The organism is Cupriavidus taiwanensis (assembly GCF_900250115.1).
Lineage (GTDB): Bacteria > Pseudomonadota > Gammaproteobacteria > Burkholderiales > Burkholderiaceae > Cupriavidus > Cupriavidus taiwanensis_B.
The window spans coordinates 286,440-310,492 of the sequence record NZ_LT984805.1 but is presented as its reverse complement, the minus strand read 5'-3'; the positions used below and the strand labels follow the sequence as shown (position 1 = coordinate 310,492).

Annotated in this window: 21 protein-coding genes and 1 pseudogene; 5 read left to right on the top strand and 17 right to left on the bottom strand. The window is 59.0% G+C overall.

Annotated elements, in window-relative coordinates:
* Positions 1-61: 61 nt before the first annotated feature.
* The gene (locus CBM2586_RS30530; RefSeq protein WP_198053012.1) at positions 62-205 is read left to right on the top strand and encodes a hypothetical protein; all 144 of its coding nucleotides are present in this window, start codon (positions 62-64) and stop codon (positions 203-205) included.
* 919 nt (positions 206-1,124) lie between these two features.
* On the opposite strand, the gene CBM2586_RS30525 is transcribed toward CBM2586_RS30530, so the two are convergent.
* From CBM2586_RS30525 to CBM2586_RS30485, 10 genes and pseudogenes are all read right to left on the bottom strand, one after another.
* A complete protein-coding gene (locus CBM2586_RS30525; RefSeq protein ID WP_051073457.1) occupies positions 1,125-2,336 on the bottom strand; it encodes an MFS transporter in 1,212 nt (403 codons plus the stop codon).
* A 104-nt stretch (positions 2,337-2,440) separates the two neighbouring features.
* Positions 2,441-2,980, bottom strand: a complete 540-nt coding sequence (locus tag CBM2586_RS30520) for a GNAT family N-acetyltransferase (protein ID WP_012354645.1) — start codon at positions 2,978-2,980, stop codon at positions 2,441-2,443.
* Between the two features lie 59 nt (positions 2,981-3,039).
* Positions 3,040-3,579: a 6,7-dimethyl-8-ribityllumazine synthase gene (locus tag CBM2586_RS30515; protein WP_012354644.1), complete on the bottom strand. Its 540-nt coding sequence runs from the start codon at positions 3,577-3,579 to the stop codon at positions 3,040-3,042.
* Between the two features lie 47 nt (positions 3,580-3,626).
* Positions 3,627-5,102: a sodium:solute symporter family protein gene (locus tag CBM2586_RS30510; protein WP_025586772.1), complete on the bottom strand. Its 1,476-nt coding sequence runs from the start codon at positions 5,100-5,102 to the stop codon at positions 3,627-3,629.
* On the bottom strand, positions 5,099-5,224 hold the full coding sequence (locus tag CBM2586_RS32600) for a hypothetical protein (protein WP_018003724.1): 126 nt from the start codon (positions 5,222-5,224) through the stop codon (positions 5,099-5,101). The genes CBM2586_RS30510 and CBM2586_RS32600 overlap by 4 nt, the downstream gene beginning before the upstream one ends.
* Positions 5,225-5,446: 222 nt before the next feature.
* Positions 5,447-6,196 carry an aldehyde dehydrogenase family protein gene (locus CBM2586_RS32595; protein WP_306414578.1) on the bottom strand — a complete coding sequence of 250 codons (750 nt, stop codon included), beginning with the start codon at positions 6,194-6,196 and terminating at the stop codon, positions 5,447-5,449.
* Entirely contained in the window at positions 6,172-6,918 is a 747-nt protein-coding gene (locus CBM2586_RS32590) for an aldehyde dehydrogenase family protein (protein WP_306414577.1), read from the bottom strand. The genes CBM2586_RS32595 and CBM2586_RS32590 overlap by 25 nt, the downstream gene beginning before the upstream one ends.
* Positions 6,919-7,048: 130 nt before the next feature.
* Positions 7,049-7,558: a flavin reductase gene (locus CBM2586_RS30495; RefSeq protein WP_012354642.1), complete on the bottom strand. Its 510-nt coding sequence runs from the start codon at positions 7,556-7,558 to the stop codon at positions 7,049-7,051.
* A 53-nt stretch (positions 7,559-7,611) separates the two neighbouring features.
* Entirely contained in the window at positions 7,612-8,976 is a 1,365-nt protein-coding gene (locus CBM2586_RS30490) for an LLM class flavin-dependent oxidoreductase (protein WP_012354641.1), read from the bottom strand.
* 139 nt (positions 8,977-9,115) lie between these two features.
* Positions 9,116-9,307, bottom strand: a pseudogene (locus CBM2586_RS30485) (transposase); the annotation flags it as partial.
* Positions 9,308-10,468: 1,161 nt separating this feature from the next.
* Between CBM2586_RS30485 and CBM2586_RS30480 the strand changes: the two are divergent.
* Positions 10,469-11,689: an ISL3-like element ISRta1 family transposase gene (locus tag CBM2586_RS30480; protein WP_012353615.1), complete on the top strand. Its 1,221-nt coding sequence runs from the start codon at positions 10,469-10,471 to the stop codon at positions 11,687-11,689.
* On the opposite strand, the gene CBM2586_RS30475 is transcribed toward CBM2586_RS30480, so the two are convergent.
* The 5 genes from CBM2586_RS30475 to CBM2586_RS30455 all read right to left on the bottom strand — a co-directional run bounded on the left by CBM2586_RS30475 (position 11,626) and on the right by CBM2586_RS30455 (position 15,135).
* Entirely contained in the window at positions 11,626-12,195 is a 570-nt protein-coding gene (locus tag CBM2586_RS30475; RefSeq protein ID WP_012354640.1) for a formate/nitrite transporter family protein, read from the bottom strand. The two genes, CBM2586_RS30480 and CBM2586_RS30475, sit on opposite strands and share 64 nt — an antisense overlap.
* 363 nt (positions 12,196-12,558) lie before the next feature.
* Positions 12,559-12,825, bottom strand: coding sequence for a DUF5676 family membrane protein (locus CBM2586_RS30470; protein ID WP_012354639.1), 267 nt, complete (start codon positions 12,823-12,825; stop codon positions 12,559-12,561).
* Positions 12,826-12,849: 24 nt separating this feature from the next.
* Positions 12,850-13,515, bottom strand: a complete 666-nt coding sequence (locus CBM2586_RS30465) for a methyltransferase family protein (protein WP_012354638.1) — start codon at positions 13,513-13,515, stop codon at positions 12,850-12,852.
* Positions 13,512-13,787 carry a DUF2933 domain-containing protein gene (locus tag CBM2586_RS30460; RefSeq protein WP_012354637.1) on the bottom strand — a complete coding sequence of 92 codons (276 nt, stop codon included), beginning with the start codon at positions 13,785-13,787 and terminating at the stop codon, positions 13,512-13,514. The genes CBM2586_RS30465 and CBM2586_RS30460 overlap by 4 nt, the downstream gene beginning before the upstream one ends.
* Before the next feature lie 247 nt (positions 13,788-14,034).
* Positions 14,035-15,135 carry an IS5 family transposase gene (locus tag CBM2586_RS30455; protein WP_115691555.1) on the bottom strand — a complete coding sequence of 367 codons (1,101 nt, stop codon included), beginning with the start codon at positions 15,133-15,135 and terminating at the stop codon, positions 14,035-14,037.
* 281 nt (positions 15,136-15,416) lie between these two features.
* On the opposite strand from CBM2586_RS30455, the gene CBM2586_RS30450 reads away from it, so the two are divergent.
* Positions 15,417-16,745 carry a helix-turn-helix domain-containing protein gene (locus CBM2586_RS30450; RefSeq protein ID WP_012354636.1) on the top strand — a complete coding sequence of 443 codons (1,329 nt, stop codon included), beginning with the start codon at positions 15,417-15,419 and terminating at the stop codon, positions 16,743-16,745.
* Here the strand turns inward: CBM2586_RS30450 and CBM2586_RS30445 are convergent.
* Entirely contained in the window at positions 16,732-18,129 is a 1,398-nt protein-coding gene (locus CBM2586_RS30445) for a replication initiation protein (protein WP_012354635.1), read from the bottom strand. The two genes, CBM2586_RS30450 and CBM2586_RS30445, sit on opposite strands and share 14 nt — an antisense overlap.
* A gap of 1,226 nt (positions 18,130-19,355) precedes the next feature.
* Between CBM2586_RS30445 and CBM2586_RS30440 the strand changes: the two genes are divergently transcribed.
* On the top strand, positions 19,356-20,567 hold the full coding sequence (locus tag CBM2586_RS30440; RefSeq protein ID WP_012354634.1) for a ParA family protein: 1,212 nt from the start codon (positions 19,356-19,358) through the stop codon (positions 20,565-20,567).
* The gene (locus tag CBM2586_RS30435) at positions 20,564-21,535 is read left to right on the top strand and encodes a ParB/RepB/Spo0J family partition protein (protein WP_012354633.1); all 972 of its coding nucleotides are present in this window, start codon (positions 20,564-20,566) and stop codon (positions 21,533-21,535) included. Before CBM2586_RS30440 ends, CBM2586_RS30435 begins: the two co-directional genes overlap by 4 nt.
* A 51-nt stretch (positions 21,536-21,586) precedes the next feature.
* Here CBM2586_RS30435 and CBM2586_RS30430 read toward each other — a convergent pair whose 3' ends face one another.
* Complete coding sequence (locus CBM2586_RS30430) at positions 21,587-22,807, bottom strand: ISL3-like element ISRta1 family transposase (protein ID WP_012353615.1); 1,221 nt, start codon at positions 22,805-22,807, stop codon at positions 21,587-21,589.
* Positions 22,808-24,053: the final 1,246 nt, after the last annotated feature.

The window sequence follows — 24,053 nt, the reverse complement described above, 5'->3', positions numbered from 1 at the left end:
CGCCGGCGTTCTAGTCCATGCGCAGTCCCACCCCAGCCCTTGCCCGGCCCCATTACGGTGCGTGATCACCCGTTTCGGCTGCTTGATCACCTATTTCGGCAACGTGATCACTCGTTTCGGGATCGTGATCACCGATTTCGGCAGCGTCGTCGAAGTGATCACGTTCCGCCGAAACCAGCGAGCAGCTTCCCGCCGAAACAGGTGATCACGTTCCCCCGAAATCGCTGATCAAGCGCCCCGAAATACGCAAGCTGGGGACCTCGTCAGCGAATTCCATATGGGCCAGCAGGCCTTAAGGCCTGCAACAAACGGGCCGGACATAAGCGTGCTGCCTCTACCTGTCGACCACCATGTCAAATCGACCTTGCTATCCGGGAGGCGTCCACATAAGCACTTCCCTAGAGTAGCCGGTTGAAAGGGCGCATGCTTCCACTGCGGCCCCATCGCAGCTCAAGCATAGCGCCGTGTGTGCACGCCTGCGATCTCCTTCGCTCGAGAACAAGACAGCCGTTCCTCGACGTGGTCAGTGGACTGACCACACCAATATGAAATCCTAATGCTGACGCTTGTCGGCAATGAGCGGAAGTGTCACATGGCGTTGGCAGCCAACGGGCGTAAAGAAGACTTTCCGAGGCTTCGGGTCAATGCGCCCAGAACCCGTGAAGTGCCCCATGGGGGTTCCGGCCGCTCAAGTCGCACGCTCCTCTGCTGAGCCGATCAAGGGATATCGAGGTCGCTGAAATGCCTTCCAGCATCTAGAACTCCAGATCGCTGACCACGCGGTCCAGCCTGCCAGCGCACCATTGAAGTGGAGAGTAGAGTACTTCGCCGGTGTATTCGCGGAGTATCGCGCCTACGGTAAAGATCGTGGTCACGGTTTTCGTACCTTCCCGCGACGGACCTTGCTCATGAGTGAATCCTTCTGAATGCGGCCTGTTTAGGAAACGGGGGGGTTGCCTCGAGCAAGTTCACCCCTGCAGCCGACATCCTTGTGAACTGCAACATGGACGGCGCCGAAAGCGGCCGTACTTGCGTGCTAGACGCGCATTCAACTATATTGATCGGGCGTTAAGGAGCGATTCCCGACACATATCCGAGCCGAGCGTTCGCTGCCGCAGCCGCTGTCAGCGGGAACTGCGGCGCAACGACAGGAAGCCTATGATTCCCAAAACTGGGCCCGGCAGAAGCACCCAGGACGTTTTCATGCCCAGGTCCCCTAGCAACGTGGACACGAGGGTAATGGAAGCCACCGTCAGCGCAAATCCAATCGAGTTCTGAATGGCGAGTGCACCGCCGACCAAGGGCAGAGGGCATGTCTTGGCAGCTAACGCTGAAAACTGCGGGGAATCTGCGACAACTGCCGCTCCCCAAATCAAGAAAAAAACCAACAGGCAACCCCGTGACAGCGCGTCTGCCGCGAACGGCAAGAGAAAGCAGCACACTCCTGAAATCGCGAGAGCGCTGAGCGCGACGCGGGCACTATCTACCCAGCGGGTTAGCACGCCGCCGAAGACGCACCCAATGGCGCCAACCCCAATGATGGCGAAGGCCAGCGCTGAGATGCCCTGTGTTTCGAAAAGCGAAGGCAGGGGCGAGCGTGCAACGAGCATGGGTAGTATGGTCCAGAAGGCATAAAGCTCCCACATGTGCCCGAAATAACCTACCGCAATCGCTCTGAACTGGGGATCGCGAAACGCGTGCAATGGATTACCCGGATTCGGGCCGCCCGGGCGGCGCATCGGCAAGTGCGGTCCGTTACCCAAGTAGATGACCATGACTGCCGCAATACCTGCCAGCACCGAAGAGCCAGCCATGACGTACTGCCACGGCCATTGTGCGGCCATAATTCGCAAGCCATGCGGCAGCGCGCTCCCTAAGGTCAGCATGCCTACCAGCAATGCAAGCGCTGCCCCTGCTCTATCGGGGGCCCAGCTAATAATCAGCTTCATCCCAATCGGATAGACGCCAGCGAGACATACGCCCACAGCAAACCGAAGTGCGATTGCTGCGGAGAAATCCCCTGACAGACACGCGAACCACGCGTTGAAAGCAGCACCAAGCAGTGCCGAAAGGCAAAAAATTCGGCTCGCCGAGAACCTGTCCGCGAGTCCGAATACGGCGAATACCAGGGTACCCAGTATGAAGCCGCTCTGAACCGCCGCCGTGAGCATGCCAATGTTTGCGGCCGTCAGCCCCCACGTCCGGGCAAGATCGTCGGCCGCGCTGTTGGCGCTGAACCAAAGCGAGGTTCCGAACAATTGCGCGGTGGCTATTGTCAATACAGGGTCGAGACGAAGCCATCCCGACTTCAGAGCAGCATTTGAAGATTGAGCCATACTCTGGGAATGCATTCTGTTGCTGGGAGCGGACTTCAATCCGCGGTATCAGCCAGCGCAGCACCTTTGATCGGCGAGGGGAAACGATGGAGCACACGTATGCGCTACTGCTTCCGCGCACCATCCGGGTCAGCACGATGGTCGATGTTGAGCTGCATGAAGACAAGGTCCAGCCACTTGCCGAACTTCGTGCCAACCTCCTTCATCAGGCCGACCTGCTCGAAGCCCAGTTTTTCATGTAGACGGATCGAGCTCGCGTTACCTGCTTCGATCGCGCTGACTATGATGTGTTTGCCGAGTTCGCCCGCACGCTCGATAAGAGCTTTCATTAGCGAGCCGGCAATACCTTTGCCACGCTGGTCAGTTCGCACGTACACCGAGTGCTCCACGGTATGGCGATAGCCATCAAACGCGCGCCAATCCCCAAATGACGCATAGCCGACCACAACGCCCGTTGCGTCCAGCGCCACGAGAACCGGTAAGCCGGCCTTGCGCCGTGCGGAAAGCCAGTCCAAGCGATTGGCCACATCGACAAGGACCTCATTCCAGATTGCCGTCGTGTTCTCCACAGCATCGTTGTAGATCGCACATACCGCTTCCATGTCTTCTGGCGTGGCATCGCGAATCGTTATTTCGGTCATCATGTACCCCTTCAATATGGTCAAAGGTCTCCGCGCTGCCTGCTGGCGGCGGCATTGGATCCCTATGCGGTGGTCGAAATCAGGCGCTCGCCTACTCGTCCAGGAGCCAGATGCCGTGCTGCCTCAGCAGACATGCATCCACCCGGGCGCTCGAGGCAGCCGACTGCCCTAACACACGCGTCTGCCACCTCATCGCCCTTCTCTATCAAGAGTTTGGCGAAGAATCCGCGCATGTGCTCTTCAGCTCGAAAATTGTGCGGCGTCAGCACCATTGAAAACACCGGTGTGTCCGTTTCGAGTTGCACGCGCATCAACCCCTCCACGACGGCTTGAGCGACGAACTCGTGCCGATAGATGCCTCCGTCAACAACGAGCGCACTTTCAATAATCGCCGCATAGTCTCCGCGTGTCGCGATCCGTTTGGCGAACAGCGGAATTTCGAATGCTCCAGGCACTTCGAAGAAGTCTACGGCATCGGTAGACACCCCGAGTTGGACCATGCGGCGCAGGAATCCCTCAAGCGCGTTCTCCAGCAGGTCTTTGTGCCACTCCGCCTGAATGAATGCAACACGCGCCGCGCGGGAAAAAATGCTTGTCTTCATAACAATCTCCTAGCGGAGGGATCGCCTCCGCCCACATCACCCAGGTGTTATTGGGAAACCGGAGCCGTCAGACCCGGGCGCTCGCTTCGCCGCGTCAGCAAGGTTACGATGATCAACGTCGCGATGTTCAGTACCAGTGCGACAACGCCGACATTCACGTCCTTCAAAGCATCCGGCAGGAATGGAAAGAGCGAAGCCACCGACTGCTTAGTCAAAGACACCCACGCAACCGTCGCCTCTCCCACGGCAATGCTAGTCATTGCCGCGACCGGCGTCACCGGATTATTCCGCAGCAAACTCATCACAAGGACCGGGAACAACTGGGTGACGAACGCGTAAGCCATCAGCAGAAGTGCGACGATCGTCTTCCCGCCCTGGAGCGCGAAGAAGAGCCCGACTGCCATGATGCACGGTGCCATCCACTTACTCAGCTTTACGATCTCGGCGCTGCTGGCAGACGGGCGCAACGGACGATAGACGTTATTGGCCAGCAAGGTTGCCGATGTCATCAGAATCATGGAACCCGGCACTAGCGCTGTCAGAACGCCTGCCGCCCCGATGACACCAACAAACCATGGGTCGAAGGTTTGCAGCGAAATCTTCAACAGTGCCAGATCGATGTCGCTTCCTTTGAGCCCAGGAATCTGCAGGACTGCAGTAAATCCGACGAAGAAGATAAACAAGAGCATCAACTGGTAGATCGGCAGAACGTAGGCATTCTTGCGCAACACCACGTCGGTCTTTGCCGTGTAGGTCGCCATGAACATGTGTGGCCACATGTAGAAGCCGAGCGCCGAAAGCAGAACGGTCGAAACCAGCCACACCGGGCTTTCACCGGACTCGCGCAGGGCAAGAAAACCTGGCTTTGCTGCCTCGATGTCCGCAAACATCTGCCCGACGCCACCGTGGTAGTGGAACGGCAGATAGAGGCCGAGGAACACGGCGACAAACATGACCAGGATGTCCTTGACCACCGACGTCCACGCGGACCCGTGTACGCCGGAGATGGCCACGTACAAGGCCACCACAATGGCACCGATCCACATGCCGTGGCTGGAGTCGATGGCGCCATACGATGCAACGCTCACGATAATGCCAAGCCCCTTGAGCTGCAACACCAGGTATGGCATCAGTGCCACGATGCCGACAACGGCGACCAGGATGCCCAGTGGCCGGCTGTCATACTTCGACGCGAAGAAGTCGGATTGAGAGATCAGGTTCTTCGCTTTGGCATAGCGCCAGATCAGCGGTAACAGCCAGTACGACAGGACAAAGCAAAGGCTTCCATAGCCCAGCATGTAGTAGGCCGGACCACCGTGGCCATATGCGTATCCACTCGCGCCAAGGAAGACGAACGTCGTGTAGATTTCACCGGCCATCAACAGGAACACGATTGCCGTGCCGAAGCCTCGGCCGCCCACCGCCCATTCCTCCAGGCTCATCTTTTTTCCTCGCCTGGCCAGCAAACCGAGCGCAAGTGCCAGGGCAATGGCACCAAAAATGAAGATCAGGGCGCTGTTCATACGTGCTCCTCAGCCGCGGTCCCGCGATCGTCGTGCGCCTTACTATCGCTGTGAAAGATGATCGCCATCACAACTGACGTGAGTACGAGATTGAGGGACAGCCAGCCCAGCAGAAAGGGCATACCGAGAATCTGGGGGGGTAACGCGGTTCAGAAAGAACGGGCCTATCAGCACGCCTGCGGCGGGTAGCAAGGCTAGTAAATGGATGGGGCGCATCTGCATCTCCTTTGGTGGCAATAAACTTCCTACCCCGCTCAAGTTGGTGACCGAAGGTACCAACGTGAACGGGCCGGATTGGGCGGAACGTTGTTGTGCTTTCTGGAGTTGTCCTGGTGTTCGTCGCTTCAGGCGTCGGCCATCACGTGTGAAATGCTTTTCACGTTCGTGTAGCACTCGAGCCCTTCGATGCCTCCTTCGCGTCCGTACCCGCTTTCCTTCACGCCACCGAATGGCGTTTCCGACACGGCGGAAGTCAGGTGATTGATTGCGAGGTTGCCCACCTCCAGCTCGTCGCCAAGGCGATAGGCGGCCGCTGCAGAGCGAGTGAATGCGTATCCGGCAAGGCCATAAGGCAGGCTGTTGGCACGTTCGATGGCTTCGTCGAGCGATTCGACAGGGGCAATCAGGCTCAGAGGCCCGAATGGCTCTTCTAGCATCGCGCGGGCGGTGGACGGGACATCGGCAAGTGCGGTGAACGGGAACATGTATCCTGCGCCCGGCAATGGCTCCCCACCGCAAAGCAGGCGAGCTCCTTGATGGATCGCGTCTTTCACCAACTCGTCAAGGCAGGCAAGTCGCCGCTCATTTGCGACAGGTCCGATATCACTGCTCGGCTCCAGCGCATGCCCCACCCGGATCCGGGCACCGTACCGAGCAAATGCTTCGACAAACCTGTCGTAGACCTTGCGATGAACGAAGAAGCGCGTAGGGGCAACGCATATCTGCCCGGCGTTGTTCAATTTCCCCTTTACGCAGGCGAGGGCTGCCGCGTCGGGATCGGCATCATCGCAAACGATGACCGGCGCGTGACCGCCCAACTCCAGAATCGCCGGCTTCATGTGTTGGGCTGTCAGGCCGGCCAGGTGCTTCCCCACGAGCGTGGAGCCAGTAAACGTGACGGCACGGACGACCGGGCTGGCGACCAGGACGACGAGATCATCCCCGGCTCTCCAAATACCAGGTTCAGCACACCAGCAGGAAGTCCGGCATCGCGGTAGGCCTGGGCCAACATCACGGCTCCCGCAGGCGTTTCCTCAGCGGCCTTGAGAATGATCGAACATCCGGCAGCGAGGGCACCACCCACCTTGCGCGCGGGAGAACTCATCGGGAAGTTCCATGGCGTGAATGCGCCAATCACGCCAATGGGTTCGCGGATCACCGTATGCCGCATGGGCGGCTCTGCCGGGATCACACGTCCGTACAACCGCTTGCCTTCGTTCGCATCCCATGTCATCAAGTCACAACCACGCAGCACCTCAGCGCGCGCCTGCGCCAGGGTCTTGCCTTGCTCCAGGGCAATGGCGGTCGCAATGGCCTCGACTCGTTCGAGAATCAAGTCAATCGCCTTCAGCATGATCTCGGCGCGCCGTGCGGGCGACGTGCGACGCCAGATCTTCAGACCATCGGCCGCGGCCGACAAGGCATCGTCGAGGTCTGCAGTCGTTGCGATTGGCACAGTGCCGATGGTTGTTTCGTCCGATGGGTTGATAACGGGCCGACCGGGCGCGCTGCGCCACTTGTCGGCGATCAGCATTCGAATTTCCGGATAGGAAGTCATGTGCATTGCCTGCTGGAGATAAGGAGAGATCGAAGCCATTCAGTCGCCTGCGATGGGGACGCCCGTGACACCTGGCGCGCACACGGCGCATCGGGAAGGACGAGCGTGTCCGACATGGGCGCGTAGCGCCCATGTGCGACCTGACGTCTCGGGGGTTTTGGAGCTGGACCTAGGCGGCTACGGCGCCTTTCACAGCCGGCGCTTCGACACTATGGAAGTTGCGCCCAAAGTAGATCAAGGCGTCGCGATCATTGCGCGTCCGCACGGCTTTGATCTCACAGAGAAACATGGTGTGCGTGCCAACGTCCATCATGGATGCGACTTCGCAGTCCAAAGCGCTGACGGTGCCGGCAATCACGGGGGCACCGGTCACCAGCCGATCCCATTCCACATCGGCAAAACGCTCCTCGACCGAGACGCTCTTGCTCGAGAACCGGATAGCCGCGTCTTGCTGATCCGCTGCGAGAACATTGACGCAAAGGCAGCCGTTCTCACGCACAACCTCGTTGTTCTTGCTGCCACGATTGATACAGACAAGCAGAGTTGGCGGCTCGTCCGTGATGCCGCACACTGCCGATACTGTGCAGCCGGCCAGTCCACCTTCGCCGTTACTAGTGATGATGTTGACCGCGGCCCCTAGCCCGGCCATGGCTTCTCGGAACGATGTTTTGTCTACCATAGTGCTCCCCTTAGCTTGGGGCCTCATAGTTTGTGAAGGACGTGCTGCGCGGATTACCGCACAGCGGCGCGTGCCTTGGCTGCGGCATGGGTGACCGGCAGGCGTGCATGACCGAACAGCTTTTCGCGATACGTACCTTCGCGATAGGCGGTCTTGTACACGCCGCGCTCCTGCAGGAGCGGTACCAGCAGATCGATGACGTCGTCGAGACATTCCGGAGCCACCGTACGCGACAGGTTGAACCCTGCTACACCGGTCTCGTTGGTCCACTCGATCATCAGGTCAGCGATCTGTTCGGCAGAGCCGACCCACGGTGCCTGGCGGCTACCCAGCGGCATCTGTTCGAGCAGCTTGCGCAAGGTCCATTGGGCCCCTGCGCTGCGAGTCATGGCTTCCACGTTGGAAACGATCGCCTGGCTCTTGCTCACATCGATCGGCTCGTCGAGGTCGTAGCGCGAAAAATCGATGCCAAGCGAACTGGCTGCGTGTGCGAGTGCGCCTTCCGAACTCACATATCGCTTGTATTCCTCGTACTTCTCCTGCGCTTCCTTTTCGGTGCCACCAATGATCAGCGTCGCTCCCAGGAATGCCTTGACATCGTCCGCGATGCGGCCAAAGGCCACAGCCTTCGCGCGGATGTCGTCGACGATGGTCTTGACGCCGTCCTTCTTCTGGCCATTCACGAAGACGCATTCAGCGTGCGTCGCGGCAAACTGCCTGCCACGCGTCGAGGAGCCTGCCTGGTAGAGCACCGGTGTCCGCTGCGGCGACGGAGCGCATAGGTGCATCGCATTTACCTTGTATTGACGACCGCGATGGTGGATCACGCGAACCTTCGACGGGTCTGCGTAGATGCCTCTGGCCTTGTCGTTGATGACCGCGTCGTCATCCCAGCTTCCTTCCCAGAGCTTGTACACCAACTCCAGGTACTCGTCGGCCAGATCGTAACGGTCATCGTGCGCAACCTGCCCGTCGAGGCCGATGGCTCGCGCCGCGCTGTCCAGATAGCCAGTCACGATGTTCCAGCCGATGCGCCCACCTGTCAGATGGTCGAGCGTCGACATGCGGCGGGCAAACAGGAACGGCTGCTCGTAGGTGAGGTTGGCCGTAACGCCGAACCCCAGATTGCGTGTGACCGCGGCCATGGCCGGAATCACTAACATTGGGTCGTTCACCGGCACCTGCACGGCGTTTTGAACAGCCGCGTTGGCGTTACCACCGAAGACGTCATAGACCCCAACGACATCGGCAAAGAAGATGCCATCGAACAGCCCACGCTCAAGTTTCTTGGCGTAGTCCACCCAGTATTGAACCTCGCTGTACCGGCTCGATTCATCACGGGGATGGGTCCACAGTCCCTGCTGGATATGACCCACGCAGTTCATCTCAAATGCGTTCAGGTGGATTTCACGACTCATTTCTACTCCTAGTTGTCGAGAGAGACTTGGAAGGAAGGTATCCCCCCATGCCGTTTACTATAGTAAACAATCGAGCATGAAAAAAGACATTTCGGCCGGAGGTAAACCCCTAGATGGGATCTGAGTTTATGCAGCCTTCGGTTCTAGCTTCAAGCGCAACCGCTTCGATCCGCCTGGCCGCGTCTGGTGGCAGTTGCTCGAAGAAGGCGCGCCGTCTCGCGCGAGCAGCCCTGACAGATCCAGAGCACTTGCTGCCGCTCGGATCGACTACCACCGTGGCAAAGCGATGGCCTTTGTGCAGCGCGAATTCGTCCATGGCTAGGGAACGAATGCCGGCATGTGGCAATTCAGCCCCCCAAATTCTTCGAAAACTAAAGAAAAAACGCCCGACGAAACGTCGGGCGCTATAAGGGACGCATTGTCGGGGGATACATACAACCGACTTGGGTGCACCTAACTGGCGCACCCCGATGAACATACTAATCGCAGCCCACAAAAAGTATTATCAGATCTTCTCGAATTTCCACCAAGGATTTTCTGATATGGCACTAGCCCGCAAGCCCACAACATGAGTGCGAACCTATCTAGCCCCTCCAGCTCTGCTTGTCACAGGTGGAAACACATACCAGCCACCGTCGCAGTGCCGGAAGAACATGATCGACAGCGTACCAGTAGCGCGGTTGCACTCCACACAAACAAAGCGGCTGCGGCAGTCTCGCAGGCGGCCCGTACCGATAACGCGGGGCGGCTTCCCTACCGACGGTGTAAGCCATTTTTCAACCATTGAACGTAACGACTTCTCTGCTGCCATGCTTCCTCCATTGACGGATAGTTGATGGCAATATCGAATGCATTCTGTGCTTTCGTAATGCCACTACAGGCGAAGCGCACGATCCAACGCCGTCCTTTGCGGGCGATAAATGGCATCGGGTTCGCCCGATTACATTTAATTAACGCCCCTAATATCCCCGACGACATAGTCGGACCGACATTTCCCGCATGAATTAGGCAGTACACTGAGATCCATCGTGACAAACGGCTAAATTCCGAGCCAACCCATTGATGCATCCCATGGACTGAGCGCATGACCTCAAGAGGCAAACGGGCACACTACCGTTTCTTAGTTCGACGTCTGCAAGGAAATCATTCCGCGAAATCCATTCCACTGCGCTGAATGCCTTATCCTCGACAGAAGGTCGCGCGTCAGCCGCGCCGCGCTTTGCCATGATTTCTGTATAACGCGGGTAGCTACCCGTCGGGCTATTCATTTTCGAACTGCCTGGCTCAATAGAGACACATCAAGCCGATCAATAAGAGAACATCTCCGCCGGCCATGGGCGAGAATCGCGGACAGGAAAAACGCCGGACGTGAACTCCAGCCGCACCAAGCGAAGCGTTGGTGGGTAAAAAAAGGGTTCTTCGCAGAAAACCGTGGCCCGAAAGAGCACATTTTGTATGCTGATGTCTGTTTCTTCAGGTATCAGGGGGATGTGTGCTGGATCGCAAGACGCTGCAAGCACTGGGTTGCTGGAAGGGCTACCGGCTGGAGCGCGTGGAATGGCCGGAGGGAGAGAGCCGTACGCTGTCGTTGTACTTGAAGCCGGTCAGCAAGGTCATGCATTGCGAGGAGTGTGGCGCGCGCTGCCATCAGGTGCATGAGACAGTGGTCAGGCGAGTCCGGGACCTTCCGCTGTTCGAGTATCGGGTCGTACTGCACGTGCCGCGCCGGCGCGTTTGGTGCGACCGTTGCGGCGGTCCGAGGCTGGAGCGGCTGGAATGGCTTGGGCGCTACCAACGCGTGACGGCCCGCTTGGCCCAGGCTTGCGGCCACTTGTTGCGCCACTGTACGGTGCAGGCGGTGGCGGCCTTCTACGATCTGGGCTGGCACACAGTTAAATCGATCGATAAGGCTCGCTTGCGTGAGGCAGTGGCCGAGCCGGACTGGTCCAATATCCGCTACCTGGCCATGGATGAGTTCGCGCTACACAAGGGGCATCGATATGCCACGGTGGTAGTCGACCCCATTGGGCGGCAGGTGCTCTGGATCGGACAGGGGCGCTCACGCGAGACCGCCCGAGCCTTCTTTGAGCAGCTCCCCGCCGGCGTTGCGCAGCGCATCGAGGCCGTCGCCATCGACATGACGACCGCGTATGAGTTGGAGATCCGGGCGCATTGCCCGCAAGCAGAGGTGGTCTTCGACCTGTTCCACGTGGTAGCTAAGTACGGGCGTGAGGTCATCGACCGAGTACGGGTGGATCAGGCCAATCAGCTGCGGCACGATCGGCCGGCCAGACGGGTGCTCAAGTCCACACGCTGGCTACTGCTGCGGAATCGGGAGAACTTGAGCGTCCCCCAGGCGGTTCATCTGGATGAGGTCCTGGAGGCGAACCGGCCATTGCTGACAGTCTATCTGTTGCGCGACGAGCTAAAGCGGCTATGGTTCTACCGCCGCCCGGCGTGGGCGCAAAAAGCTTGGGAGCAATGGTGCGAGCAGGCTCGGCAGAGCCGAATACCTGCCCTGGAGTTGTTTGCGAAGCGCCTGCAAGGCTACTGGCATGGCATCTTGGCCCGCTGCCGCCACCCATTGAACACCAGCGTGGTCGAAGGCATCAACAACACCATCAAGGTCATCAAGCGCCGCGCGTACGGCTATCGCGACGAGGAATACTTCTTCCTCAAAATCCGCGCAGCCTTCCCCGGAATTCCTCGATGAACCCAAAAAAAGGCGTCGGTTGCCGAAAGTCCGGCCTTGGCGGTGGCGATGGCGACGACTGTGGTTGCTACGGCACCCCCATTCATCGTGGCGTGGCCCGAAAGCCAGACCAGCAGCGCCAGCCCGAGTGCGCCAATGAAATTGGCCATGCACACGACCACCCAGTTGCGCAGCACGTCGCGAGTGCTTACGCAGCCGCTGGCCCAGGCCATGGCCAGCAGGTTATTGCCGGTAAACAGTTCAGCACCGGCCACCGTCACCAAAATCAGGCCAAGCGAAAATCCAAGCCCCCCTAGCAGGCGACTCGCTGCGAAGCCGAGCGATGCATCGCTGCTCACCAGAGCAAACATCAGCGCGCCCAGCCCGATGAACGCCCCCGCGAGCATGCCTAGCATTGCCAGCGTGAGCAGCGGCATGTGAGCCTTGGCAATGCAGAATTCGTTGACCCTGCTCGCGACTTGTTTAGGCGAGTAAACGTCAAAGCCATGGTCGGCTACAGGCGTCATTGCGACACTCCTGGGGGGCGTTAGCTGGGAGAGTTCCTGGTGCAAGCTACTGTAGGACGCCAGACCGGCCTCCATTTGATCGGCCGCAAGTATTATGGGTAATGGCAATGCGCTGCGACGCGCGTCTGGACGAGTTCAAGGGCGCGGCAATCGCGCTCAGAACCACCGGGCAATCGAAGATGACTCGCGGATGATCGTGCTCGCGCCAGGCTCTGCGTACATTGAGTCGTTGTCAACGCGACGACTCTGACACGTGGACGCTGCTTCTCTACGCGCATGGCCCATGGTTGCAGCGGTAGTGGCTCCAGCAAGGCCAACACCCTAACGGTGCCGACGCGCCGGTGCGTGCATATGCCCATGGCTTCAATCCTCATTTCCCACTTTGTTGCCAAGCCAGGCGAAGAAGACACCAACGGCGAAAAACCAGATCGCGAACACAATGGCCGGATACGCGGTATCCCACCAGGAGAACGACTGACCGGTCTGGAGCCGCCTGAAATCGAGCCCGTGAAAAAGTGAGTTCATGAAGTTCATGAACGGCTCCGGGAGTGCTACCCAAACCAGAGTACACAAGATATAGAACAACACAACCGTGAGGGAAAGCACGATGCCAGTCTTGATGGGTTTCATGACTACCTCCTTGGTTCAGCCGCTTCAGTGAGGCTTGGCGCGAAACAACTGGCTGAATCGAATCCGTGGAACGAACCCAGGCGTTCGCCTGCGGTACGCTTCATACTGCTGGCCGAATGCTTCCAGCACATCTTGCTCCTCCGCTCTGGCCAAGCGAACATACATCCAGGCGAGAACCGGGAACATCAACAAGATAAGAATCGTCGGCCATTGCAGGAGGAAGCCGGCCATGACGAGAATGAACGCAACATACTGCGGATGCCTGATGTGCGCGTAGAGGCCCGTCGTCGCCAGACGGCCTTCCTGCTGCGCATTGTATAGAACACGCCAGGCGGATGACAACATCAGGAAGCCGCCGAAGATAAGGATATTGCTGGCGATATGGAATGGCCCCAGGTGCGGATTGCCTTGCCAGCCGAACAGCATCTCAGGCAGATGGCCCGCGTCGTGCGACAGGAAATCGATGCCAGGGAATCTCGCCGAGAGCCACGGCAGCATGAGGTAGATCGTCAAGGGGATCCCGTACATCTCGGTGAAGAGAGCAACAATGAACGCCGAGAACGCGCCAAAGGACCGCCAGTCACGAGATGTCTTGGGCTTGGCGAAGCTGAAGGCGAAGACGATGAATACCGCCGAATTGATGATCACCAGCGACCACAGCCCATAGCCGTATTGCGGATGCTCGGTCATCGCCGTCCTCCATCGATGTCATGACCGTCCCGCGCTCGCCCCTGTCGGTGATGACCATGCCCGTGCCCCTGGTGCATGAAAAGATGCATCAACGGACAGGCGGCCAGGAGCAGGTAAGGCAGGGCCTGGATGACATGGGCCCGGTGCTCTGTCCAGAGAAAGTAGCCAATGACAAGCAGAAATCCGACCGTAACCAGTCTTGACCTCGATAGCCGCCGCTCCGTCGCTTGAACGCGCTCATCATTGCTTGTCGTTGCCAGCTTGCCCGACATAGAAGCCTCCTTGCGCGCAACGGCGCAGGCAAAGCCTTGCTTCTCTTCAGTATCGGTGCCGAAAGACGCTCGCCCTTGAGGTCGATCAAGGAAATCGAAGCCTAACAGGCTGCTGAAGTACTCATCGCGCTAGCGATGAGTTTTTCCCCGCAAGGCGGGGAGCGCTGTTTTTCACAATCCGGAAGCCGGACGTCACTGCCTCGGCTTTTTCCGCGTTTTGGCGCCCATTCCGGCCTCATTAGCGCGATTACTGCAACTGCGGACGGATTTGTCCCAGCGAGCGCATGCGCACGAGGTGGTAGGCGGCCATGCTCAGCACAAACATCTGATCGACTTTCTTCAGACCGCGCACCATCACCTGACGCATGCGCCCCACGGTCTTGACCCACCCGAAGCCCTGTTCGATCAGCTTGCGCTTTTGTTGCGAGACGGCATAACCGGCGCTGGAAGCAATGGCATCAGGAACGGCCGAGCGACGACCCGATGTGTTCTGCGCCACGTGGGGCGTCACCTTCATTTCCAGGCAGGCCTCAATGAACTCGTGCGCGTCATAGCCCTTGTCCGCGCCCACGGTGACTTCCACATTCAGGTCTTCAATCACCTGCCTGGCATCGTTAAGCATGACCTTTGCGGCCTCCCGCTCGGCGTGTCCGTCCGCCTTGGTCACCATGGCGCTAACCACCAGGCCATGGCGGTTGTCGCTCAGGGTATGACCCATGTAGCGCAGCTCACTGGATGTCTTGCCCTTGCGGTAGAGCTTGGCATCGGGATCGGTCTTGGATTCGTGTGTCTCGTTGCTGCGCTTGCGACCTTTGAAGTTGCCGCCGGCGTCATCGTCTTGGTCGTCGCCATCCTTGCGCACGAAGCTCTTGTGGCCTGCCCACGCCTGTATCAGCGTGCCGTCCACGCTGAAGTGCTCACCCGACAGCCAGTTCTTCTTCTGCGCGATGGCCAGCACCTCGTTGAAAAACTGGATCACCGCATCATGCTTGATCAGTCGCTCGCGGTTCTTGGTGAAGACCGTGGGCACCCAAACTGAGTCGTCCATCGACAGCCCGATGAACCAGCGAAACAGCAGGTTGTATTGCGTCTGCTCCATGAGCTGGCGCTCAGAGCGAATGCTGTAGAGCACCTGCAGCAGCATGGCCCGCAGCAACTTCTCCGGCGCGATACTGGGGCGGCCACCCTTGATATCGGCCTCGTACATCTGCGCGAACAGCCGGTCCATCTTCACCAGCGCCTGGTTGGCCATAGTCCGGATCGAGCGCAGCGGATGGGACTGCGGCACGAAATCCTCCAGCCTCCGCATAGTGAACAAGCTTTCCGTGAAGGTATCTGCGCCGCGCATGAATGTGGGATTGGATGGGATCCTCAAAGCAACGCTTCAGCCAGTCGTCGCGCTGACGTCCGCTGGAGGTATTTCAGCGGCCTGCTAGGTCTCTGGCGGCTCCCCACTGCAACTATGTACCTGCAGGGTATAAGTCCAGCAACTCCAGGTTTTTCATCGGCATAGGCAAAAGAGGTCACGAGCTTCGAAACCCCTTTGACTCGACCTACAAGACAGATCGAGTGTACGAAGCCCGCGCCTTCGCTGTCAATGCCTCCTTTCCAAGTTTGCGCTGATCGAAGATGACATGTAGCTTCGACGGGCTTCCTATTGCCCGAAGAACAACAAAGTGCGGCGATGCGTCGCATGCTCCTAAACCTGTCGCCGCCGAAGGCCTGCAACCCAATGCAGCAAGGCTCGATGCCGGCCGGCTGCCTGAGCGGATTCTTAGAGCAATCGCGCTGGTCTACGAGTCCGATGGACTTCGGACTTTGCACATCACGAATCGTCAGGTACTGGCCACGCTCGTCCGCTTCGCTTTGAACCAGAAGGATCCGTCTGCGCTCGCCTTCATAAAGAAGGCAACGATTGCGCAACACCTCGGGATGAGTGAGGCCACGGTCTATCGAGCGCTTGGTGCGCTTGAAGATGCCGGGCTTATTAAGCGTGAACGGCAGCGGCGCACCAGGGCGCAGCTTGAGGTCGTTGGGCGGATCGGGTTCTCCTCAAAGTTGCTCCGATGCATTGGAATCACCAGCCTGCAGGTTCAGTCCACTATCCACGTTCCGACCCGCTCTGATGAGTCGGGGGCCTCTACATGTCTCGCACCGGTGAATGGCGTAAACAAGACCATGCAGTCTTCTACGAAGAAACATCCGGGGCCGGGATCCTTTTTGCGGATTGACGGTCGCGCGGTGCCGATGGACCTGGCGCCCTTGGTACGCGACCAAGCCCTAAAGATGTCCGCGCTGTTCCTACTGATGAAGCTTGCGAGAACCACGGGCCACCGTTTGTCAGACGTCGTCTCGGCGGCTGGCAATGCGCTCAGGCCGCTCCGGGGACGAGAACTGTTCGCGTACCTCAAGTCGCTCCTCGAGATGCCTGTTGACTACGGACATATAGTCCGGACGCGGAAGCTCCGTGAAGATGCAGGGCGAGCAGCCGAGGCTCGGGCCACACGAGAGCGGCAGCAGATTGCCGAGCTGGTGGCGAGATACCGAGGCAAGCGGGTTTCAGCACCAGATGGGTCGACCTATGAAGTCGATTCAGCGTCGATCGTGTTTATTGACCGCAACGGTCGCCGGAGTTCGGTGGGGCACGATCAGGCGCGCGCCTGGCTCTTTGAGATGGACAGAGTAGCGTGTGGGTCCTCTTCCGGCCCCATCCAGTTAACGCAGCCGGGGCAGCCGTCGTCGGTAGTGGCGCGAGCGGCTATTGAGACTATCCGCGGGCTGGTGCACGGCAGGAACGCATCTCAGGAGTTAGATTGCTTTGGCCTCGGCATATCCAAGGAACTGGCTACACCCCGAACAGGTTATGGCATGCTACGGAAGTCAGCGCAGGAATCAAAAACCTGCGATAGCGACAGCGTCGATCAACGCGAAGAAATCCGCTGTGTCATGCGCGACTGAGTGCCACGCGGCCGAACACGAACTGTCCCAAGTACCAGGACAAATCTGGCGTCGTCAGGATGACGTCTTCGGAGACGGATGCAGGCTCCAGCTTCATCCGCCGCAGTACAAGCTTGCCTTCGCGCGACGCCAGCCAAGCCCGAATAAACTCCCTGCGAGTTTTGGTATCAGCCGACGTAAAATGCGCGCGACCTTGGGCTGATTCTTCATTCATGCGTGCACGCGTCTCTTCATCACGCGACGCCACGCTGTGCTCAACGGATGACTTCACTGCTGCCTTTACGGCTTCCTTCTCCGTTTCCTCCGTGAGCAGCTTCGTCTGGACCTGAACCATGGTCCGCTCAGCTTCGGACATGCGCCAGTTGTCGCGCAACGCCTTCATCAGATAGCCGGACGGACTCTTCTTCACTTGGCCCCGATTGAGCTTGAACCGCGTGTACTCGATCGCTTGCAGGATGCGGTCGTCATTCCATGCTTCCCGGTTCTCGGAGATCTCGGTGAACTGGCGCGTGGACAGGTTGAACTCGTCCTTCAGGATCTTGTAGATCTGGCTCGCGTCAGATAGGCTCGCCATCACCGCATCGGCCGTGTCCTTGCGCTGGAGTTGGAAGCGGATGCGGTCAACCTTCTTCGACGAGGTCGATTCCGTCCGAGTTTCGTAGGACAGCTCGATGTCCGAGATCTCATTGATTTCCCGGACCGCTGGCTCAAGCCAGTCGCGCTTGAAATATTTGAAGATGCTGGCGTTCGCGCCCATCTTCCCTGGCCAGGTCCGCATCTCGTCCAGCTTGATCCAGTCGGTGCGCCCTGCCGGCACGCTCGGCAAGACCTTGTCGTAGATGGCGCGCGCCAGGCTGCGCGTAAATGCCGTCGAAATCCGCAGGCTTAGCCAGTGGGACTTGCGTGGGTCGCGAATGTGGGGGATCAGGCTGTGGTGCACGTCGAAGCGGATGCGGCCACGATGCATGGCCACCATACCGATCAGTTGCACCTGCACCCAAATATCATCTTCCGCCGGCTCACGGTCTGACGGCGTGTTGGTGACGCGGACCTTCGCGTTCTGCGCTTCGTCTGCGATGGTGCGCAAATGCTTCAGGTTGCGGCTGTCGTACCGCATCAGCCATTTGAAGTAGTTCAGCTCAACGTCGTACTGATCTGGGACTTCCGGCTCTTGGGCGACGATGAAGTAGGCGGCATCGAGGAACCGTCGCGCCGCTAGCCCCATGTTCACGATTTCCGTGAAGAAGTTATTGCGCTGATAGCCGATTTCGCGGTTCGCCTCGTTGATGGACGTGCCGAGGTCAAACATGTCTTCGAACAATGCGAGCGCCATTTGCCGAGGCGTGGTCCTCGTTTTGATCTCCACCGGATTCTCGGCCGCCATAACTTGTGGTTCCCCTCTTTTTAGGCTGGGGTGACTCTAGCACGTGATGGTGAGGTTCTCAACACAATGAACCTCACCATAAAAGCCAGGCATCAGCGGCCCTGACCTTGCCCTGCGGTCCCAGCACAACGACCCTCACCCTACGCACAATGGACCTCACCGTTGCGCAAGGCGGGCAGTGGCTAAGTTGGCATCTAGCCTAGCGTCAGCGGGGATATCCACAGCGTCCGCACAACGTACCTCACCTTGACTGCCTCGGCACAAGAACTAGCACCTTGCGGAACAACGAGTCTCACCTTGCTCGCACATCAAACCGCACGTTCGTGGCACAACACACCTCACCTTTGGCACATTGCACCTCACCTTGCTGGCATCTAGTGTTTGATTAGAAAGGGCTTTGCTTTTTTCCGTTTGTTTGTCGGTGTGTTTACTTCTCAAAAAACTAAACAAACAGGCACGGTCCACGCTCACAAGATCGCCGACTGTGCTGGGGCTCGTCAGATGCGCGGGCAACGCAGACCTCGTCCTGCCGTGGAGGGTCGCCCAGCCGACGGCACCAACATCACGCTGGGCCGGCTGCAGAATTCTTCACGAAGCGCCAAGGCTCCCTCTGCCGGGGATCCTTCATGCCGGTCGTCACACAAGTCTTTGATGGTGAGGTTTTTTGTGCTGCAGTAAAGGTGAGGTCCGTTGTGCAAGACGTTGGCAGGCTTTTCTCCTGCAGGGTGAGGTTCATTGTGCGACCTCAATAAGGCGCGTACGAAGCACGCACAATGAACCTCACCATTGTCGATGCAGGGTGAATCCGGCCGTCGCGACCTCATTTGAACGAGGCAAAATCCAAGCAGAGCGTTCCCGTCGAAGCGCCGTGCGAGGTGGTGTCAATGGCCTAGGCGGCCCACGGCTCGACCGGCAAGGTGAGGTCAATTGTGCATAATCCCAGAACTAGGCTTCTAGCATCCAGGCAATTGGCATCACGATTGACTGGATTGGCCGGGATGGTGAGGTCATTTGTGCTGGTTTGCCGCGCCTGCATACGCCCGGGGGCCGCTTGTTTGACACCGCCTGTATGGGGTTGTGCAGGGCAAGACGCCCTAATTCGCCTAAAGTTTGAGCAAAACTGTGGTTTTTTAGGATAGTTGGTTTCAAAAACAACAGTTTATAAAGCATTGCTCAAGCGTTTCTTGTATTCTGAGCTTTCCAGAATTTTGCGGAAAAACCTCAGAATGGTGAAAACGAGCCAACTTCCTGCAGTCGATCGGACTGTCCCGCTTGAGCAAATATCCCAGTTCGCGGAAAAGGTCACCATTTTCACGGATGAACTGCGTCAGACGATCCTTGCGCCGCGTCCTAGAAAAACCGCCCCGGTATTCAAGACCGGGGAGATCGCCGAGATGTGCAACATCTCACATTCCCAGGTTCAATACCTTGCCACCAAGGGCGATGGGGAATTGCCGCCAGGTACTGCAGCGGGAACAGGACGCACGCGGACCTTCACGTTGGAGGAGGCGCGCACGTGGGTGCAGAAGGTGTCGGACATTTATCAGACACCGCTGGTCACCGGTACGCGGGAGCCCGAAGGGAAAATCATCATCACGGCCCAACTGAAGGGCGGTTCGGCCAAGACTACGACAACGATGTGCCTCGCCCAGGGACTGACGCTGCGCGGCAGAAAGGTGCTGGTGGTGGACCTAGACCCACAGGCGTCGCTTTCCGAGCTGTGTGGTCTCTACGCCGAGAAGGACGTCTCGCCAGAAGACTCCGTTCTGCCGTATATCTACGATCAGCAGATCGAGGGGGGCTTGCTGTCCCAAGTGCAATCGACATACTGGGACGGCCTGGATCTCATTCCCGCGCACACAGAACTGATCGGCGCGGAGTTCCATTTGCCTGCCATGCAGAAGGTCAAGCCGGGCTTCCGTTTCTGGACTGTTCTCAGGGAGGGACTGGAGCCGTTACGGAAGCACTACGACTACATCCTGATGGACACGTCGCCCTCGCTTTCCTATATGAACTTGAACGCCTTGCTGGCGGCAGATGCCATGGTCATGCCAATGGTGCCAGAGAACCTGGATTTCATCAGCTCGCTGTCGTTCTGGCGCCTGTTCTCCGATGTCTCCAAGAGCTTCATCAAATACGAAGCGGACAAGAAGTACGACTTCGTGTCGCTGCTGCTGTCGAGGGTCGACTATGGGCGTACGTCCTCTGCACCGATTGTTCGGGCATGGGCTCAAAGCGCCTATGAGAGCTGGCTGCATTCAATTGAAGTGCCCGCTAGTTCTGTGATGAGCACTGGGGCCCTGGCTTTCTCAACGGTATTCGACGTGAGTAGTACCCATAGCGCTGCAAAATCGCTGCAGCGGGTGCGCCAGCCGATTGTCGACTATTGCCGATGGTTGGATGAAATCTACGCAGAAAAATGGAGGAGCGCGCAATGAGCAATATGCGAGAACAGCTATTGGCGAAGACGGCTGGTATCCGGAAGACGTCGGCAATTCAGAAGGACGAGATCAAGCGTAACGATCGCACGCAGACCGCACCTGGGTTGGCTGGTGCACTGGCCGTGGCACAGATGCGCGTGCAGGAGCTCGAGGCTGCCGGGGTTGCGTCCCTAATCGCGGTCGCTGACATCGTGCCGAACCCCTGGCAGCCTCGGCGCGTCTTCAACGATTCAAAACTCGCGGACCTCGCGGAGTCCATCCGAGAGGTTGGGTTGATGCAGCCTATCGTGGTACGCCGCGCCGAAATGGGTTATCAGATCGTGGCCGGTGAGCGCCGGTGGCGGGCCCACAAGATGCTGGGCGCCGATACCATCAAAGCGGTGGTCGCTGAGCCGTCTGACGCCGATATGGCGGTGCTGGCTCTCGTGGAGAACGTCAGCCGTGATGATCTCTCTGACTATGAGATTGCGCTTTCCATTCGTCAGACCGAGAAGGAATTCCCGTCTCGCGCTCGTCTGGCCGAGGCTCTCGGGCTGTCCAGAAGCGGGCTTTACCGATTCCTCAGCTTTGCCCAACTCCCCGACTATGTAATCCGGGATCTGGATCTTCAGCCTACCCTGCTCGGCGGGACGGCCGCCGAAGCGATCGTTATGACCATCCGCAAGTATGGCGAGGCGGGCGATGCAGCGGCGAAGGAAATCTGGCCACTGGTGGCATCGGGGAAGATGGACCAGGGCAAAGCAGCAAATGCGATAAAAGCGCTGGCAACCCGTCGAGTTGATGCCGCCAATTCAGCGAGCGAGCGAAGCATCGACAAGTTCTTTGCCGGTAAGGAGCATGCCGGCTCGATTACCAAGGACGCCAACGGCTTCACCGTCAAGATCAAGTTCGGTGCACTGAGCGAGGCGCTGGAGAACCAGATCCGCCAGCTGATCAGCGAGACGTTCCACCACCAGCCGAAGTAATCTGACCCGAGGTGACAAGAAGGCCCGCCAAATGGCGGGTTTTTTTTTGGTTCATCGAGGAATTCCGGGGAAGGCTGCGCGGATTTTGAGGAAGAAGTATTCCTCGTCGCGATAGCCGTACGCGCGGCGCTTGATGACCTTGATGGTGTTGTTGATGCCTTCGACCACGCTGGTGTTCAATGGGTGGCGGCAGCGGGCCAAGATGCCATGCCAGTAGCCTTGCAGGCGCTTCGCAAACAACTCCAGGGCAGGTATTCGGCTCTGCCGAGCCTGCTCGCACCATTGCTCCCAAGCTTTTTGCGCCCACGCCGGGCGGCGGTAGAACCATAGCCGCTTTAGCTCGTCGCGCAACAGATAGACTGTCAGCAATGGCCGGTTCGCCTCCAGGACCTCATCCAGATGAACCGCCTGGGGGACGCTCAAGTTCTCCCGATTCCGCAGCAGTAGCCAGCGTGTGGACTTGAGCACCCGTCTGGCCGGCCGATCGTGCCGCAGCTGATTGGCCTGATCCACCCGTACTCGGTCGATGACCTCACGCCCGTACTTAGCTACCACGTGGAACAGGTCGAAGACCACCTCTGCTTGCGGGCAATGCGCCCGGATCTCCAACTCATACGCGGTCGTCATGTCGATGGCGACGGCCTCGATGCGCTGCGCAACGCCGGCGGGGAGCTGCTCAAAGAAGGCTCGGGCGGTCTCGCGTGAGCGCCCCTGTCCGATCCAGAGCACCTGCCGCCCAATGGGGTCGACTACCACCGTGGCATATCGATGCCCCTTGTGTAGCGCGAACTCATCCATGGCCAGGTAGCGGATATTGGACCAGTCCGGCTCGGCCACTGCCTCACGCAAGCGAGCCTTATCGATCGATTTAACTGTGTGCCAGCCCAGATCGTAGAAGGCCGCCACCGCCTGCACCGTACAGTGGCGCAACAAGTGGCCGCAAGCCTGGGCCAAGCGGGCCGTCACGCGTTGGTAGCGCCCAAGCCATTCCAGCCGCTCCAGCCTCGGACCGCCGCAACGGTCGCACCAAACGCGCCGGCGCGGCACGTGCAGTACGACCCGATACTCGAACAGCGGAAGGTCCCGGACTCGCCTGACCACTGTCTCATGCACCTGATGGCAGCGCGCGCCACACTCCTCGCAATGCATGACCTTGCTGACCGGCTTCAAGTACAACGACAGCGTACGGCTCTCTCCCTCCGGCCATTCCACGCGCTCCAGCCGGTAGCCCTTCCAGCAACCCAGTGCTTGCAGCGTCTTGCGATCCAGCACACATCCCCCTGATACCTGAAGAAACAGACATCAGCATACAAAATGTGCTCTTTCGGGCCACGGTTTTCTGCGAAGAACCTTTTTTTTGGCCGCGATCGGCTAATCGGCTGCTACGCGGTGCTACCGTATCGGGCAGGGTCGCCTTCACTCGCTCTGTAACGGCGGCTCCCAGCGATTGGACAGATGGCCCGATTTGGGACTGACAGGCCCATGGGAGTTTCTGCTCGGTCCGGCGCATTGCAGGAGGGATGCTACGCGGGAAGCGTACCTGCAATCTGCAGTGCAGAGGACTGGATGAATGTGCGAGGAGCTGTGCGACCGCTGCATCGCGACGGCTGTCCGAAGTTGGGACAGTCGCACAGGAGCCTCGGCGGCGGGGCATTGGCGCCTTGTTCGCCGCGACAATAGTGCGGTGGGCGGAGGGTCGGACGCAGAGACTGTTCTGAGTTGGGACACCCCCGGTAAGCGCTGAGGCATTTGAGCGAGCGTCGCTACGCGACGAGCGAAGCCGGTCAGTCAAACCGGCCGCGGCCGAAAGGCCTCATGCCGTCAGGCGCGATGTGGGACAACGCTGTGGTTCGCCGAAGTGGCGAAACTCTGGGCGATCCGGCCAACTCGGCCCCATGGCCAACGCGGCGGCGAGCGGCCAGCCGCGGGCGTCCGGGAAATGGCCCCGCCCCTCCGGGTAGCAAGGCTGGCCCGAAAGCCGGCGGTCGCACCCGCGGCTGTAGCCTTCCCGGTGTCCCAAGTCGGGACAGTTTCTTGCGCATTCCAACGCAGCCGAGGTTGTCCCAACTAGGGACACCACGTCTTAGGGGCTCTGCCAGCGATGCCAACCCAAAGCGCGATCCCTACCGTTTTGCAGTGATGCGCTCGCATTGAACGTTCACGGTCATACCGCCGGCACTTGTCCCAAGTGGGGATGGTAGCGGCCAGGAAACTCGCGCTCACGCGCGCGTCGGTAATGATGGCGAGGAGTAGTGGACTTGGCCTCGAGAGGTAAGCCGGCAGGCGGCAACGTGGGACACGGTGAAACGTTGGCGAAACTGTCCCGACTGGGGACGCGGAGATGCCGCAGCTGGAGGCCACCACTGTTTCGGACGAGTCTGGCTGCGGTCCCAAGGAGCACAATGGCCGCTGCAACCTGCAGGTCAGAATCGCACGTCGCAGCGACGCTGCCGGCGACCCTATGTCGTGCCGCCGCTGAGACTGTCCCAACTCGGGATACTTTTTGAGGGGAGATCAT